Source organism: Lacinutrix sp. MEBiC02595, from assembly GCF_053601555.1.
In genome coordinates this window covers 1-15130 of the sequence record NZ_JBSHNU010000217.1, presented here as the reverse complement: position 1 = coordinate 15130, position 15130 = coordinate 1, and the positions used below count along the sequence as shown (strand labels likewise).

The window sequence follows — 15130 nt, the reverse complement described above, 5'->3', positions numbered from 1 at the left end:
ATGAAAACGTACATAGTTATTGGAGGTAGCAAAGGTATTGGTAAGGCTATTATTGAAACGTTAGTGGAAGATAATACCATTATTAATATTAGTAGAACTGCTCCTGGTTTCCATCATGATAATTTAACACATTATGGTTGTGACGTTTTGGTGGATGATTTGCCCGAAATAGAAAAAGCCGATGGCTTGGTATATTGCCCTGGTAGCATCAATCTTAAACCAATTTCTCGATTAAAAATAGAGGATTTCAAACAAGATTTCGAAATAAATGTTATCGGAGCTGTTAAAGCTATTCAAAAGTATTTACCTACTTTAAAGAATAGCAAACACGCCTCCATATTATTATTTAGTACCGTAGCATCCAAATTGGGAATGCCATATCACGCCAGTATTGCAACTGCAAAATCGGGTGTAGAAGGCTTAGTAAAATCACTTGGAGCAGAATTAGCTCCAAGTATTAGAATTAACGCCATTGCTCCTACTGTGACAGATACCGCATTAGCTTCTAAGCTATTGCGCAATGATAAAATGATAGAAAATATCACAGAACGTCATCCATTAAAAAAATATCTAAAACCAAAAGAGGTTGCAGATATGGCTGCTTTTTTACTGTCTGAAAAAGCTTCTTCTATGTCCGGACAAGTATTTGAAATGGATTGCGGAATTGTTTCTTTCAAGATATAAATAACGAAACACATACTAATTACTTACATTATGCTAAATTTTCTTAAGAAAACAAAAGGGCCAAAAACACCATCTACTTCTGTTTATGATATAGAAATTAATGGCTTAGATGGAAATGCCATTCACTTATCCCATTTTAAAGATAAAATGTTACTGATAGTTAATGTTGCTTCGGAATGTGGTTTTACAGGCCAATACGAAGATCTTCAAAAACTATATGATACATATTCTGAAAATTTAATGATTATTGGCGTGCCTTGTAATCAATTTGGTAATCAGGAATCTGGAACTCCTAGCGAAATTCAAAGTTTTTGTCAGAAAAATTATGGGGTTACCTTTTTAATGACCGAGAAAACCGACGTTAAAGGAAGTAACCAACATCCGCTTTATAAATGGTTAACGCAAAAAAAAATAAATGGAAAATCAGATTCTACTGTAAAATGGAATTTTCAGAAATATCTTATAAATAATGAAGGTCAGTTAGTGGATTATTACTTTTCTACAACAAACCCAATGAGTACTAAAATCACAAAACATTTAAACTAGAAAATTATGTTCGGGTTATTTAAAAAGAAATCACAAATAGAAAAACTTCAAGACAAGTACAATAAATTGATGAAAGAATGGCATCAACTTTCTAATATAAACCGATCCGAAAGCGATAAAAAATATGCAGAAGCAAATGCTATTTTAGAAGAAATAGATATCCTTAAAAAAGATTAATATGCAATTTATCAAAGTATTCTTACCGTTCTTAATCTTAAATTTTGGTGCTCTCGGTATTGGTCGTTGGCTTATGGCTAATGGACCGCAAAGCGAATGGTACAACAATCTTAACCAAGCACCTTGGACGCCACCAGGCTGGGTTTTTGGGGTAGCTTGGACTATCATTATGATCTGCTTTTCTATTTATATGGCGCAGTTATATCATAAAGTCCCCATCAAAGAAGTAGTTACTCTTTTTAGTATACAGTTTATTCTTAATGTACTCTGGAATTATGCTTTTTTTAACCAACATCAAATTGCTTTAGGTTTATTAGTAATTATATTACTAACCATTATTGTATGTTATTTCTTTTTTAAATTTAATACCGTACAAACTAGATATCTCGTACTACCATATATGATTTGGTTATGCATTGCTACATCCCTTAATGCCTACATTTTTATAAATAATTAATGAAAATTTACACACTACATAAAAAGCAAAATCTTCCAATTTCTGTAGATACAGCTTGGGCATTTCTTTCCGACCCAAAAAATCTAAAAGTAATTACTCCAGAATATATGAGTTTTAAAACGCTTTCAGGAGCGGATAGGCCAATGTATGCAGGGCAAATTATTCAATATATAGTAACTCCAGTTTTAGGAATTAAAACCAAATGGGTTACCGAAATCACCCACATAGTAGATAAACAGTATTTTGTAGACGAACAACGTTTTGGTCCTTATGCGCTTTGGCATCATAAACATTTTATTAAAGCAATTGATGGCGGTGTAGAAATGGAAGATATTATAGATTATAAAGTCCCTTTCGGATTTATTGGACGCTTGGTACATCCTTTTTTAGTAAAACCAAAGCTGGAAGAAATTTTTGCCTATAGAAAAGAAAAATTAGAAGCTCTTTTTGGAACCTACAAATAATGAAAGAATCTATAAACATATTTTGGTTTCGACGCGATTTAAGATTAGCAGATAATACTGGATTATTTCATGCTTTACAAGCAGGAAAACCAGTACTACTACTATTCATTTTTGACACAGAAATATTAGAACAACTACCCAAAAACGATGCGCGTGTTACTTTTATTCATAATACCTTACAAAAGATAAACAAGGACTTACAAAGCAATTACAATAGTAGTATTGCGATGTATCATGGTAAACCTATAGACGTTTATAAAAATCTATCCGAAAAATATACCATAGATTCCGTGTTTACCAATCGGGATTATGAGCCGTACGCTAAAATTAGGGATACGGAAATTTCAGCATTCTTAGAAACCAAAAACACAGCCTTTAAAACCTTTAAAGACCATGTTGTTTTTGAAAAAGACGAAGTGGTAAAAAAAGATGGTAAACCATATTTAGTGTATACACCATATATGAAAGTATGGAAGACAACTTTTAGAAATAAGAATTTAGAAACATACGATTCTAAAAGTTTATTAAATAATGTATTCCAAGAAAAAAACCTTCCTAATTTAGGTTTGGAGGCTATTGGTTTTACGCCATCCAATCAGGAGATAAAAGGATATGAAGTTACTTCTAATTTGATTCAGAATTACGAAGCAACTAGAAATTTTCCAGCAAAAGATAGCACTTCCAGATTAGGTCCGCATTTAAGATTCGGAACCGTTAGCATTCGCAAAATGATGCAAAAAGCAATAACTGAATCTAATGAAATATTTTGGCAAGAATTAATTTGGAGAGAATTTTTCATACAAACGCTTTGGCATTTCCCACAAACACTTACCACAAGTTTTAAACCCCAATACGATAACATTGCTTGGCGTAATAACGAAGCAGAATTTCAACTTTGGTGTGAAGGTAAAACCGGCTATCCTTTAGTAGATGCTGGCATGCGAGAATTAAATGAAACAGGCTTTATGCACAATCGCGTGCGTATGTTGGTTGGCAGTTTTTTATGCAAACACTTACTAATTGATTGGCGTTTAGGCGAAGCTTATTTTGCCGAAAAATTACACGACTATGAAATGGCTAGTAATATTGGAAATTGGCAATGGGTTGCTGGTTGTGGTGTAGATGCCGCTCCTTATTTCCGAATTTTTAATCCTACCACCCAAATTCAAAAATTTGACAAACAATTAGAATATATAAAAAAATGGGTTCCAGATTTTCAAGAACTTACCTATCCAAATCCAATGGTAGATCATAAAGAAGCTAGAGAACGTTGTTTGATAACGTACAAAGCGGCCCTAAACGCAAACTAAGAATACCTGAACACATTTGGATACAGGATTTTTAACTTTAAAAAATAATGCAAAAAATATGAATACAAAAGAAGTTGCCAATACCTGGTGGAAAATGTGTAAAGAAGAAAAACATATAGAATGTGTTCATACATTGTATGCAGAAACGGCTATTTGTAAAGAGATGCCTGGAACGCCAGGTGAATTAACTATTGGAAAGCAAAACATTTTAAATAAAAGTCAAGAATGGCTAGAAAGCGTAGAAGATTTTCATGCTAGCGAAGTTAGCGAGCCTATAATAGCAGGTAACTTTTTTACGGCTAAAATGACTTTTGATTGTACCTTTAAAGGAAAAGGAAGACAAAAGATGGAAGAGGTTTGTGTGTATGAAGTTAAGGATGGCAAAATTACTAGTGAACAATATTTTTACGACATAGATTAATCTAAGAATTAAGTATATAAAAAAAGCTTCGAAAGTAATTTCGAAGCTTTTTTGTTTTGTATAATTTGTAGTTTTAATTTCCTTCTACACGTTCAATCTTTGCGCCAATAGCACGTAGACGTTCGTCAATATTTTCATAACCTCTATCAATTTGCTCAATATTATGAATAGTAGAGGTTCCTTTAGCAGATAAAGCTGCAATTAATAAAGAAACTCCTGCTCTAATATCTGGCGAAGTCATTGTAGTAGCTTTTAATTGTGATTTAAAATCATGACCTATAACAGTTGCTCTATGTGGATCACAAAGAATAATTTTCGCTCCCATATCTATCAATTTATCAACAAAGAACAAACGTGATTCAAACATTTTTTGGTGCACTAAAGCACTTCCTCTTGCCTGTGTAAGTATCGTTAAAACAATGCTCAATAAATCTGGTGTAAATCCTGGCCAAGGCGCATCAGAAACAGTTAAAATAGAACCATCTATATAACTTTGTATCTCATAACCATCGGTATGCGCTGGAATATGAATATCATCTCCTCTTCTTTCCACGGTAATACCTAGTTTTCTAAAAACATTTGGTATTTGACCTAAGTCATCCCAACTTACATTAGTAATGGTCAGTTCACTTTTTGTCATAGCAGCTAAACCAATCCAACTACCAATTTCAATCATATCTGGAAGCATTCTATGTTCTGTTCCACCTAATGCGTCGACGCCTTCAATAGTTAACATATTAGAACCAACACCTGTAATTTTTGCTCCCATTCGGTTAAGCATTTTACAAAGCTGTTGCAAATAAGGCTCACAAGCTGCGTTATAAATAGTTGTTGTTCCTTCTGCTAAAACAGCAGCCATAACGATGTTTGCGGTACCTGTCACTGATGCTTCATCTAGCAACATGTATGCTCCTTTTAGTTTATCTGCTTCTACACCGTAAAAATAATCTTCTTTATTATAACGAAATTTTGCTCCAAGTTTAATAAAGCCTTCAAAGTGTGTATCTAGTCTTCGTCTACCAATTTTATCTCCTCCAGGTTTTGGAATATACCCTTTTCCAAAACGAGCTAAAAGTGGTCCAACGATCATAATAGAACCTCTTAGTCCACGACCATCAATCTTAAATTGTTCCGACTCTAAGTAATTTAAATTTACTTCATCTGCTTGAAAAGTATAAGAACCTTTTCCTAATTTATTAACTTTTACGCCTAATTTTTTTAATAATTCTATAAGCTTATTAACATCTACAATATCTGGAATGTTATTTATAGTTACTAACTCTGGAGTTAGTAATACAGCACATAAAATTTGTAAGGCTTCGTTTTTTGCTCCTTGAGGTTGAATTTTTCCTTTTAATTGGTGACCTCCTTCAATTTTAAATGTTCCCATGAAATACTAGTAGCGTTTTCTGCTTCGACTTTGGTTTGTGTTACTGTTACTTTTTTTATAATGCGTTTTCTTAGTATTCGTATTGGTATTTGTATTCGCATACTTCTTTTTGCTTCGCATTAAACTTGTAGAATCTGATAAATCTTCTTCCGATTCTTTCAAGTTAATTTTCCCATCTGATAATTCAAATAAATGATTAAAAATAATATAATCTTCTACAGTATCTTTATTCCAATTTAAAAAACACTTTTTCATATGATTAGCAATAGTATAGACTAAAGCTTCTTTCATTTCACCATCTTCCCAAGTGTTAGCAACATCAATCATGGTTTTTATATTATTACCATAAAATCTATATTTAGGAAAATTCTGAGGATATTCTAAAGTATCAGGTCTTGCGTATAATTCTTCACGAGAAGGTTCTGGGTACGGAGAATCTACATCGATATCAAAATCAGCCATAATAAAAAGCTGATCCCAAAGTTTATGTTGAAAATCTGGTACATCACGTAAATGTGGTTGCATGTTTCCCATTACAGATATAATGGCTTTTACTAACTTATTACGTTCTTCTTTGGTTTCACGTGTTTTAGCATGTGCAATCATTTTCTGCATATGTCTTCCATACTCAGGAATAATTAAATGCTCGCGTTCTGTGTTGTATTCTAAAATATCTATCAAAATTTAAGTGTAGAGTTATATTATTTGCACGTAGTTATTATGCTTGTGCAAAGTACAAAAAATATTTAAAACTGGAGTTCGACTTAATCTTTGTTTTCAGTTTGAATGCATTTTTATTCCATTCGCAGTTATTATTTTGAAGGACGAACTAGTTAATTTGAAAAATTAGGACAAATGCATCCAACCTTTTAAAAACCCTAAAAAAATGCAATTTTATCGTATATTTTTTTTACAATATCTCTATATTTTAATAATTTCACGCTTCAAACCTCGCCTTTTCTTAGGCTTCTGAAAATTAAATTTTAAGCAAACCTCAGGTTTAAAGGCTAATAACTCCTTCTACATTTTCTGCAACTTCTTCATATTTTGCAATTACTGCTTCTGGATTTTCCATAACTACATGAATGGAAATACTTGTGTATTTTCCGTTTTTTGATTCCATAGTATTAAGAACAGCACCAATATTATCAAATAAAGCTTCAATTTCTGCAATTTTGTGCAAGTCTGATTCTACTATAAATTTATATAAATATTTGGATGGCCATGTTGCAGTATCATACAATTGCGCCTTTAATTTTGTATAAAATTCTTCTGGGTTTTGTTTTTCGCTCATGATTAAAAAATATGTGGTAAAGATACGGTTTCCTTTACATTTCTGAAATGCGTTTAACATTTTTTGGGTAAACGAATAATCCTATTTTTGAAACATATAAGCCTTTTTTATAATGCATTCCATCGCTACAGAATGAAAAAAGACAAAGCATCCACTAAAAACAGCATTTCACAACCAATGTAAAAAAGTGTAAAGGAGTTCTTTATTTAAAATTTAAATTCCGATTTTTACACCCAAAACCTTGCCAAACTTGAATACAAAGAAAATTATCATAACTGGAGGACCAGGAACAGGAAAGACTTCTATAATTAATGAGCTTATTAAACGAGGCTATAATTGTATTGAAGAAATATCTAGACAAATCACCTTAAAAGCACGAGAAGACGGTATTGAGCAACTTTTTTTAACAGAACCTCTTTTATTTAGTGAATTACTTTTAAAAGGAAGAAAAAAACAGTTTGAAGAAGCAAATACTTTTAAGGAAGACTTTATCTTTTTAGACAGAGGAATTCCTGACGTCTTGGCATATATGGATTTTATTGGTGATGATTATCCGGAAGAATTTAGAAACGCATGTAAAGACAATATGTATGATCATGTGTTTATTTTAGCGCCTTGGCAGGAAATATTTAGCAGTGATAGCGAACGCTACGAAAATTTTGAACAAGCTATAGAAATACACAAACACTTATTAAACACCTACAAAACCTATAATTATAGCTTAGTAGATGTACCATTTGGGTCTATTGAAAGTAGAGCCGACTTTATTTTAAATGTGGTAAAAGCATTGTAATGCAAAATGCGATAAACATATTAGAACGTTATTGGAACTTTACCAGTTTCCGACCTTTTCAAGAAGACATTATAAATGCAGTAATTGCAGGAGAAGATGTGATGGCTTTAATGCCAACTGGAGGAGGAAAATCTTTATGTTTTCAAATTCCTGCACTTGCAAAAGATGGTATTTGTATTGTTGTTTCGCCATTGGTTGCTTTAATGAAAAACCAAGTACAAACGCTAACAGATAAAGGCATTAAAGCGATTGCGCTTACTAGCGGAATACATTATAAAGAACTAGATGCCCTTCTTGATAATTGTATTTATGGTAATTATAAGTTTCTTTATCTTTCTCCAGAACGTCTACAACAAGAACTCGTTCAAGACCGGATAAAACAAATGCATGTAAACCTTATTGCTGTAGATGAAGCACATTGCATCTCACAATGGGGAAATGATTTTAGACCATCCTACAAAAACATCGAATTATTACGACAAATAAAACCTAGTGTTAATTGTATTGCACTTACAGCATCTGCAACACCTTTGGTGGTAGATGATATTATAAAAGAACTCGATTTTATAAATCCTAAAATATTTAAACAATCTTTTGCAAGACCAAATTTAGCATACATGGTTTTTCATGAAGATGATAAATATTACAAAATGGAAAGCATTTTAAAAAAACAGAATGCGCCTTCCATTATTTACGTTAGAAATAGAAAATCTACGGTAGAGATTTGTAATATGCTAGCCAAACAAAATATAAGCGCTACCTATTATCACGGCGGACTAAGTAATAACGAAAAGGACAAACACCTAAACGACTGGTTACAAAACAAAAACCAAGTAATGGTTGCTACCAATGCTTTTGGTATGGGAATTGACAAGCCGGATGTGAAAACCGTTATTCATCTAAACTTACCAGAAAGTATAGAAAGTTATTTTCAAGAAGCTGGTCGTGCTGGAAGAAACGGTAAAAAAGCATTTGCCGTTATTTTAAAAAATAATAGCGATGAGGCTTTAGTGAAAAAGCAATTTTTAGACGGGTTACCGACGGTGGATTTTGTAAAGTTGGTATACCGAAAGCTCTGTAGTTACTTTCAAATATCCTATGGTGAAGGTGTCGATACCACCCATCAATTTAATTTTAATCAATTTTGTAAAACCTATACGTTCAATACCATTTTATGCTATAATGCTATCCAATTTTTAGACAGAACAAGTGTCATTAGTTTATCCAAACAGTTTAATAGACAAACGCTAGTACAATTTATTATAAGTAATAATAGTTTATTTGCTTATCTAAAAAGTAACAACCATTTAAGCCTTGTTGTAAAATCTATTTTAAGAACGTATGGTGGTATTTTTGATCAAGAAATAAAATTAAATACAACGCTAGTAGCAGATAAAGCTTCGGTGAATGAAAACATCGTTTTAAAAGTTTTAGCACAATTAGAAAAAGATGAAATAATCACGCTAAACACCTCTAAAACCGATGCTGAAATCACTTTTCTAGAACCTAGAGAAGACGACAAAACGATTAATGTAATTGCAAATGTTTTAAAACAACAAAACACATTAAAGCAAGAACAAGTTGCTGCTATTTTAAGCTATGTTAAAAAAGAAGACCTTTGTAAAAGCATACAACTCCTCTCCTATTTTGGAGAAAAGGATTTAAAACCTTGCGGTATTTGTTCGGTATGTATTACTAAGAAAAAACCGGAAGTAAAAGAAATAAAATCCGTTAAAAACGCAATCATTAGCTTATTAGAAAACGGCGATTTATCCTCCAGAGCAATTTTAAAAGAATTACCATTTTCTGAAAAAGAAATGAATAGCATGCTACAATTATTATTAGAGCATCATATTATTACCATTACAAAAACGAACACCTACAAATTAGCACATTTATAATGAGAGATTTAAGAATAGTATTTATGGGAACTCCTGATTTTGCAGTTGCCACTTTACAAACATTAGTAGAAAATAATTATAATATTGTTGGTGTAATTACTGCACCAGACAAACCTGCTGGGCGTGGTAGAAGGCTGAACGAATCTGCAGTAAAAGCATATGCCAAATCGCAAGGTTTACATATTATGCAACCCACCAATTTAAAAGCAGAAAGCTTTACCGAAGCATTAGCAGCCTTAAACGCTAATTTACAAATTGTAGTTGCTTTTAGAATGTTACCTAAAGTAGTTTGGCAAATGCCAGTATATGGTACTTTTAATTTACATGCTTCTTTATTACCAAACTACCGTGGCGCAGCGCCAATAAACTGGGCCGTTATAAATGGGGAAACAAAAACAGGTGTCTCTACTTTTTTTATAGACGAAAAAATAGACACTGGTGCAATGATTCTTCAAGAGGAAGTTACCATTGAAGAAAACGAAAACGCCGGAAGCCTACATGATAAATTAATGAACCTAGGAAGTAATCTCGTTTTAAAAACTGTTGGTCTTATAGCAGAAGGAGATGTGCAAACAACACCACAGCCTGAAAATGCAGAAATAAAAACGGCATACAAACTAAATAAAGACAATTGTAAAATCGATTTTAACGACACTTTAGATAATATCTATAATAAGGTAAGAGGATTAAGTCCGTATCCTGCCGCTTGGTGTATTTTACAAAATAAGGAAGAAGCATTAGACATTAAAATTTATGCTGCCGAAAAAGAAGTTGAAGCGCATGATTTAGAAATAGGAAAAGTAATAACTACAAAAAAAGAGATAAAGGTTTCTGTTAAAGAAGGTTACTTAATTATAAAAGAAATTAAGCTTCCAGGAAAACGAAAAATGGATGCAAACTCCCTTTTAAACGGTTATAATTTTGATGAAAACGCAAAAATGCTGTAAAGCCTTATGCTTGTTGACTTGTTAAAAAACCGATAAAATACACTAGCTTTATTAACAAAACGCATAAGTTATTAACAATAAAGCGTATTTCCCTTGCTATTACTTGCGTGGTTTGAATTTCCGTATAATTTTGTAGAGGATATAACAATAATGTTTAACCAACAATTTATTAATAATTAAAATAAAAATTATGAACAAAACAGATTTAATCGATGCAATGGCAGAACACGCAGGAATTACTAAAGCAGCTTCAAAGAAAGCTTTAGAATGTGCGTTAATAGAAATTGAAGGTGCTTTACAAAAAGGAAACAGAGTTTCTTTAGTAGGGTTTGGATCTTGGTCAGTTTCTAAAAGAGCTGCAAGAGATGGAAGAAATCCTCAAACAGGAGCTACTATAAAAATTAAAGCTAAAAACGTGGTTAAGTTTAAAGCAGGTTCAGATTTATCTAGCGCTGTAAACTAATTCTTTTTTAGAATATTTTAAAAAAGCCTTCTTACTTAAGAAGGCTTTTTTTTATGTTAATTTTAATAAATATTGGTTAATTAATAAAATTTTACTAGATTTAGTACAGTCAAAATAAATCTTTATGATTTCAACCAAACCAAAAAAGGGCAATTTACTTATTGCAGAACCTTCTATTATTGGAGACATGTCCTTTAATAGATCTATTGTTTTACTCGCAGATCACAATTCAGATGGCTCTATTGGCTTTATTTTAAATAAACCATTAGAGTACACCATTCACGACCTTGTACCAGGAATTGATGCAGATTTTAAAGTATACAATGGCGGTCCTGTAGAACAAGACAATCTTTATTTTATTCATAAAGTACCCGAACTTATACCAAATAGTATAGAAATATCTTTAGGTATCTTTTGGGGAGGAGATTTTAGTAAAGTAGCAGAACTTATTGCGGATAAAAAATTAAATAAAAAGCATATCCGTTTCTTTTTAGGATATTCTGGCTGGCAAGCCAACCAACTGGATGATGAACTTAAATCAAACTCTTGGGTGGTTACAGAAAATGTATACAAAAAAGAAATTATCGAAAAAAACTGTGAAGCTTTTTGGAGAGAAAAAATGCTAGAATTTGGTGGCGAATATAGTATATGGTCTAATGCACCAGAAAACCCAAGCCTTAATTAGATAATCTAATTTTCACATTTAGTTTTTTTATTAAATCTTGAGCTATAGCGCTATTAAATGCTTTCTTTCTGTATTTGGTGATCGACTGTATTCCTGTAATCACATTGGTTATAAATAATTCGTCTGCTTTTTGCAATTCGAAAGGTGAAATAGAAACTTCCTCTAAAGTATACTCTGGTATCAAATCTATAGTCTCTATAATTTGCTTACGCATAATTCCTTTTAAACAACCATCTGTTAACGGTGGCGTTTTAATGGTTTTTCCTTTTACTAAAAAAATATTTCCATTTAAAGCTTCTACAACGCTCTTATTGGTGTTTAGTAGTAAACAGTTGTCTAAACTATTTTCGTTTGCATAAATACTTCCTACTACGTGTAATGCTTTATTATTTGTCTTTAGTGTAGATAATAAACTTGGGGACACATAATAATCTTTAAATAAGTCTACCTCATATTTTTCATCATGAATAAGATAAAAATCAGTATCTAACTTAGCAGCACTTATTACATAATCTACTTCATTATGCTTTGGAAAATATAAACCACCTGCTACTCTATTTACCAGCAACTTCACTCGAGCAGAAACAGTAGATAGATCATTGGATTTTAAGGTTTCTAGAATTTGTTCTTCTAGAAATTCCATGGTAAAATGCATAGGTATTTCCATACGCATAATACGCATCGAAGCCATTAATCTAAAGTAGTGATCTTCAAAAAACAATAGTTTACCATGCGAGCATTTTATAGTTTCAAATATAGCGTCACCATAATTAAAACCTCTATTGTTAAACGAAATTATATTGGTTTCGCTAGTAATATTTCCATTAAAATTTATCATAAAAAAAAGTCCCGAAAATGAATTCGGGACAAATATAAGTTTAATAATTGTATTCTTTTTAAGCGGAACCTAATACTTGCTTTAAATCTGAAATTTGATTTTCCCAAAGCATTTTAGATTCTTCCACCTCATCTTCATCTGCAAAATCGGTAATCATGATAGAAACATCTTTAGTAATTTCGTCTACTTGAATTCTAATTTCAAAAAAAGTAGAACTATCTTCATCATCCAACCATTTAAATTTAATGCGTTCGCCACTCTTTTTACTTAATAGTTTGGCTTCTTCTTCTGAACCATCCCAAATAAATTTAAAAAACTCTCCTCGAGAATTTACATTTTCTGCATACCATTCTGATAAACCAGAAGGCGTAGAAATATATTGATATAACAGTTGCGGTGATGCATGTATAGGGAATTCTAATTCGTATTTAACTTTGTCGCTCATAGAAAAAATAATATTTTGTTCAATATATACATTTAATTATAAAGTTCTAAAATTTATTTTTAAAACTTTTTAATTTGTTTGTTTGCGTGCTTAAGAATTGTTTATATATTTGCAAACTCAAATTATGGCGAGGTAGCTCAGTTGGTTAGAGCGTTGGATTCATAACCCAGAGGTCACGAGTTCAAATCTCGTTCTCGCTACAAAACGTAACGTTTTACTAATAAACGGTTTAGATATTTCTAAACCGTTTTTTTTATACCTATACGAAAGGGTTTTCTTGAGGATTAAAGCGTTTTACCAGACCAATTAGCAAAGATGGATCCCGAACAAAAATGAATATTATCTGCGTTTTATGTTCGATAGAGACCTATTCGGGATGCAAAAAAAATAGTTTTTCGTTATAAAAAGGTAATAATTTTAAAACTATCCTCCTCCTACATCTTATTTTAGAGTGCATTTTTTAGATCAAAAAATATCCAAATCCCAAAAGAAGTCATTACTTTTCTGTAACATGTATACCTATTTATTTCGACACTTATCTGACCACCTTCCATTATTCCCTATTAGAGCATCGACTTTAATAGCCGTTTTTTTTAGTCACAAATGCTACTCCAAGTTAAGAGGAACAAATTTCATGTAAACGCTAATTAGCATTTGGAGAATAATTAACGTTTTAAAGTAATATGTCCCTTAAACTGCTGTTCTCCTATGATAATATGATACCAATAATCTGAAGACGGTAATTTCTTGTTTTTAAATGTTCCATCCCAATTTACATTACTGTTTATAGCAGAATATAATAATTTGCCATAACGGTCAAAAATATAAACCTCTGTAGAAGCAAAATAATTAGATATAGCTAAGGAGAAAGTATCATTATAAGAGTCATTATTTGGCGTAAAAACCTTAGGAATATAGAAATGTAAATGCGCAATAGAAACCGTAGTATCACAATCAGATGATTTCACATAAAGGATATATTGACCTGCAACTACATTATAAAAGGTAGGGTTTGTTTGAAAAGAAATGCCATCTAAAGAATATAAGAAATCTCCTGTACTTGTCATTTCGACAACAATATCACTCCCATTGGAAGTTACAGCTTCAATAACGGGTATATCTATTTGCGAAACATAAAAATTAATAATGGTAGTAGAGCAACTATCGGATACTTCAACAGAATAATCCCCTGCACTACTAACCGTTATGCTATCTGTAGTTTCGCCCGAATCCCACAAATAATTAGGAGTTACTATCGTGGTGTTTGCATATAATATAATGGTTTCCCCTTCACAAAACATTACAAATTCTTCCACGGTATCTAATGGTTGTGTTCCCTGATTTACATACATACAAGAAGTTGCATCCAATTGAAAATCATCCCAGCAAGTTACGTTTCCTGGATTAGTTGGTGCAGTTCCTAGATTGACATACATGCAAGAAGTAGTATCTAATTGAAAATCATCCCAACACGTTACATTCCCTGGATTAGTAGGTGCCGTTCCCAGATTTACATACGTACAAGAAGTAGTATCTAATTGAAAATCATCCCAGCAGGTAATGTTTCCTGGATTAGTAGGTGCCGTTCCTAGATTTACATACAAACAAGAAGTAGTGTCTAATTGAAAATCATCCCAACAAGTTACATTTCCTGGATGATTAGGTGCCGTTCCTAGATTTACATACAGACAAGAAGTAGGGTCTAATTGATAATCATCCCAACAGGTAACGTTTCCTGGATTGGTAGGTGCAGTTCCTAAATTTACATACAGACAAGAAGTAGCGTCAAATTGATAATCATCCCAGCAGGTCACGTTTCCTGGATTAGTTGGTGCAGTTCCTAGATTTACATACAGACAAGAAGTAGGGTCTAATTGATAATCATCCCAGCAGGTTACGTTTCCTGGATTGATAGGCGCAGTTCCTAAATTTACATACATACAAGAAGTTGCGTCAAATTGAAAATCATCCCAACAATTTACATTTCCTGGATTAGTAGGTGCCGTTCCTAGATTTACATACATACAAGAAGTAGTATCTAATTGAAAATCATCCCAGCAGGTAACGTTTCCTGGATTAATAGGAGCCGTTCCTAGATTGACATACGTACAAGAAGTAGCGTCTAATTGAAAATCATCCCAACAGGTGACGTTTCCGGGATTAGTTGGTGCAGTTCCTAGATTTACATACATACACGATGCAACGTCATATTGAAAATCATCCCAACAGGTTACATTTCCTGAATTAGTGGGTGCTGTTCCTAGATTTACATACATACAGGAAGTAGCATCTAATTGAAAATCATCCCAGCAGGT

General features: G+C 32.3%; 18 protein-coding genes and 1 tRNA gene. 13 read left to right on the top strand and 6 right to left on the bottom strand.

Annotation, left to right across the window (positions count from 1 at the left end):
- From ACVCZW_RS07795 to ACVCZW_RS07765, 7 genes are read left to right on the top strand one after another with little or no spacing between them, the layout of a single operon-like run.
- Positions 1-684 carry an SDR family NAD(P)-dependent oxidoreductase gene (locus ACVCZW_RS07795; RefSeq protein WP_452228527.1) on the top strand — a complete coding sequence of 228 codons (684 nt, stop codon included), beginning with the start codon at positions 1-3 and terminating at the stop codon, positions 682-684.
- Between the two features lie 30 nt (positions 685-714).
- On the top strand, positions 715-1230 hold the full coding sequence (locus tag ACVCZW_RS07790; protein WP_452232101.1) for a glutathione peroxidase: 516 nt from the start codon (positions 715-717) through the stop codon (positions 1228-1230).
- Positions 1231-1236: 6 nt separating this feature from the next.
- Positions 1237-1407 carry a Lacal_2735 family protein gene (locus ACVCZW_RS07785; protein WP_452228525.1) on the top strand — a complete coding sequence of 57 codons (171 nt, stop codon included), beginning with the start codon at positions 1237-1239 and terminating at the stop codon, positions 1405-1407.
- A gap of 1 nt (position 1408) precedes the next feature.
- Positions 1409-1864: a TspO/MBR family protein gene (locus tag ACVCZW_RS07780; protein ID WP_452228524.1), complete on the top strand. Its 456-nt coding sequence runs from the start codon at positions 1409-1411 to the stop codon at positions 1862-1864.
- On the top strand, positions 1864-2328 hold the full coding sequence (locus tag ACVCZW_RS07775; RefSeq protein WP_452228523.1) for an SRPBCC family protein: 465 nt from the start codon (positions 1864-1866) through the stop codon (positions 2326-2328). Before ACVCZW_RS07780 ends, ACVCZW_RS07775 begins: the two co-directional genes overlap by 1 nt.
- On the top strand, positions 2328-3638 hold the full coding sequence (locus tag ACVCZW_RS07770) for a cryptochrome/photolyase family protein (RefSeq protein WP_452228522.1): 1311 nt from the start codon (positions 2328-2330) through the stop codon (positions 3636-3638). Before ACVCZW_RS07775 ends, ACVCZW_RS07770 begins: the two co-directional genes overlap by 1 nt.
- Positions 3639-3696: 58 nt before the next feature.
- Positions 3697-4059, top strand: coding sequence for a SnoaL-like domain-containing protein (locus tag ACVCZW_RS07765; RefSeq protein ID WP_452228521.1), 363 nt, complete (start codon positions 3697-3699; stop codon positions 4057-4059).
- A 73-nt stretch (positions 4060-4132) separates the two neighbouring features.
- Here ACVCZW_RS07765 and murA read toward each other — a convergent pair whose 3' ends face one another.
- The 3 genes from murA to ACVCZW_RS07750 all read right to left on the bottom strand — a co-directional run bounded on the left by murA (position 4133) and on the right by ACVCZW_RS07750 (position 6743).
- Positions 4133-5449 (bottom strand): UDP-N-acetylglucosamine 1-carboxyvinyltransferase, encoded by a 1317-nt coding sequence (murA, locus tag ACVCZW_RS07760; RefSeq protein WP_452228520.1) that lies wholly within the window; start codon positions 5447-5449, stop codon positions 4133-4135.
- A gap of 6 nt (positions 5450-5455) precedes the next feature.
- Positions 5456-6130 (bottom strand): DUF4290 domain-containing protein, encoded by a 675-nt coding sequence (locus ACVCZW_RS07755; protein WP_452228519.1) that lies wholly within the window; start codon positions 6128-6130, stop codon positions 5456-5458.
- 319 nt (positions 6131-6449) lie between these two features.
- Positions 6450-6743, bottom strand: a complete 294-nt coding sequence (locus tag ACVCZW_RS07750) for a DUF493 family protein (RefSeq protein WP_452228518.1) — start codon at positions 6741-6743, stop codon at positions 6450-6452.
- 250 nt (positions 6744-6993) lie between these two features.
- Here ACVCZW_RS07750 and ACVCZW_RS07745 point away from each other — a divergent pair, with 250 nt between their 5' ends.
- The 5 genes from ACVCZW_RS07745 to ACVCZW_RS07725 all read left to right on the top strand — a co-directional run bounded on the left by ACVCZW_RS07745 (position 6994) and on the right by ACVCZW_RS07725 (position 11532).
- Positions 6994-7536 carry an AAA family ATPase gene (locus tag ACVCZW_RS07745; protein WP_452232100.1) on the top strand — a complete coding sequence of 181 codons (543 nt, stop codon included), beginning with the start codon at positions 6994-6996 and terminating at the stop codon, positions 7534-7536.
- Positions 7536-9437, top strand: coding sequence for a RecQ family ATP-dependent DNA helicase (locus tag ACVCZW_RS07740; protein WP_452232099.1), 1902 nt, complete (start codon positions 7536-7538; stop codon positions 9435-9437). The genes ACVCZW_RS07745 and ACVCZW_RS07740 overlap by 1 nt, the downstream gene beginning before the upstream one ends.
- Positions 9437-10384, top strand: a complete 948-nt coding sequence (gene fmt / locus ACVCZW_RS07735; RefSeq protein ID WP_452232098.1) for a methionyl-tRNA formyltransferase — start codon at positions 9437-9439, stop codon at positions 10382-10384. Before ACVCZW_RS07740 ends, fmt begins: the two co-directional genes overlap by 1 nt.
- Positions 10385-10574: 190 nt before the next feature.
- A complete protein-coding gene (locus ACVCZW_RS07730; protein ID WP_055442264.1) occupies positions 10575-10847 on the top strand; it encodes an HU family DNA-binding protein in 273 nt (90 codons plus the stop codon).
- Between the two features lie 124 nt (positions 10848-10971).
- Positions 10972-11532 carry a YqgE/AlgH family protein gene (locus ACVCZW_RS07725; protein ID WP_452228514.1) on the top strand — a complete coding sequence of 187 codons (561 nt, stop codon included), beginning with the start codon at positions 10972-10974 and terminating at the stop codon, positions 11530-11532.
- Here the strand turns inward: ACVCZW_RS07725 and ACVCZW_RS07720 are convergent.
- Both ACVCZW_RS07720 and ACVCZW_RS07715 read right to left on the bottom strand, forming a co-directional pair.
- A complete protein-coding gene (locus ACVCZW_RS07720) occupies positions 11525-12370 on the bottom strand; it encodes an aminotransferase class IV (RefSeq protein ID WP_452232097.1) in 846 nt (281 codons plus the stop codon). The genes ACVCZW_RS07725 and ACVCZW_RS07720 overlap by 8 nt on opposite strands.
- Before the next feature lie 58 nt (positions 12371-12428).
- Positions 12429-12815, bottom strand: a complete 387-nt coding sequence (locus tag ACVCZW_RS07715) for an START-like domain-containing protein (protein WP_452228512.1) — start codon at positions 12813-12815, stop codon at positions 12429-12431.
- A 126-nt stretch (positions 12816-12941) separates the two neighbouring features.
- Here ACVCZW_RS07715 and ACVCZW_RS07710 point away from each other — a divergent pair.
- Positions 12942-13015 (top strand) — tRNA-Met (locus ACVCZW_RS07710).
- Positions 13016-13480: 465 nt separating this feature from the next.
- Here ACVCZW_RS07710 and ACVCZW_RS07705 read toward each other — a convergent pair.
- A partial coding sequence (locus ACVCZW_RS07705) for a T9SS type B sorting domain-containing protein (RefSeq protein WP_452232096.1) occupies positions 13481-15130 on the bottom strand: 1650 nt, incomplete at its 5' end.

Excerpts from the sequence above, each read along its gene's own strand:
- ACVCZW_RS07765 (WP_452228521.1), top strand. The coding sequence starts at position 3,697 with ATGAATACAAAAGAAGTTGCCAATACCTGGTGGAAAATGTGTAAAGAA.
- ACVCZW_RS07780 (WP_452228524.1), top strand. The coding sequence starts at position 1,409 with ATGCAATTTATCAAAGTATTCTTACCGTTCTTAATCTTAAATTTTGGT.
- ACVCZW_RS07750 (WP_452228518.1), bottom strand. The coding sequence starts at position 6,743 with ATGAGCGAAAAACAAAACCCAGAAGAATTTTATACAAAATTAAAGGCG.
- ACVCZW_RS07740 (WP_452232099.1), top strand. The coding sequence starts at position 7,536 with ATGCAAAATGCGATAAACATATTAGAACGTTATTGGAACTTTACCAGT.
- ACVCZW_RS07790 (WP_452232101.1), top strand. The coding sequence starts at position 715 with ATGCTAAATTTTCTTAAGAAAACAAAAGGGCCAAAAACACCATCTACT.
- ACVCZW_RS07795 (WP_452228527.1), top strand. The coding sequence starts at position 1 with ATGAAAACGTACATAGTTATTGGAGGTAGCAAAGGTATTGGTAAGGCT.
- ACVCZW_RS07725 (WP_452228514.1), top strand. The coding sequence starts at position 10,972 with ATGATTTCAACCAAACCAAAAAAGGGCAATTTACTTATTGCAGAACCT.
- murA (WP_452228520.1), bottom strand. The coding sequence starts at position 5,449 with ATGGGAACATTTAAAATTGAAGGAGGTCACCAATTAAAAGGAAAAATT.
- ACVCZW_RS07785 (WP_452228525.1), top strand. The coding sequence starts at position 1,237 with ATGTTCGGGTTATTTAAAAAGAAATCACAAATAGAAAAACTTCAAGAC.
- ACVCZW_RS07720 (WP_452232097.1), bottom strand. The coding sequence starts at position 12,370 with ATGATAAATTTTAATGGAAATATTACTAGCGAAACCAATATAATTTCG.
- ACVCZW_RS07715 (WP_452228512.1), bottom strand. The coding sequence starts at position 12,815 with ATGAGCGACAAAGTTAAATACGAATTAGAATTCCCTATACATGCATCA.
- ACVCZW_RS07775 (WP_452228523.1), top strand. The coding sequence starts at position 1,864 with ATGAAAATTTACACACTACATAAAAAGCAAAATCTTCCAATTTCTGTA.
- ACVCZW_RS07770 (WP_452228522.1), top strand. The coding sequence starts at position 2,328 with ATGAAAGAATCTATAAACATATTTTGGTTTCGACGCGATTTAAGATTA.
- fmt (WP_452232098.1), top strand. The coding sequence starts at position 9,437 with ATGAGAGATTTAAGAATAGTATTTATGGGAACTCCTGATTTTGCAGTT.
- ACVCZW_RS07730 (WP_055442264.1), top strand. The coding sequence starts at position 10,575 with ATGAACAAAACAGATTTAATCGATGCAATGGCAGAACACGCAGGAATT.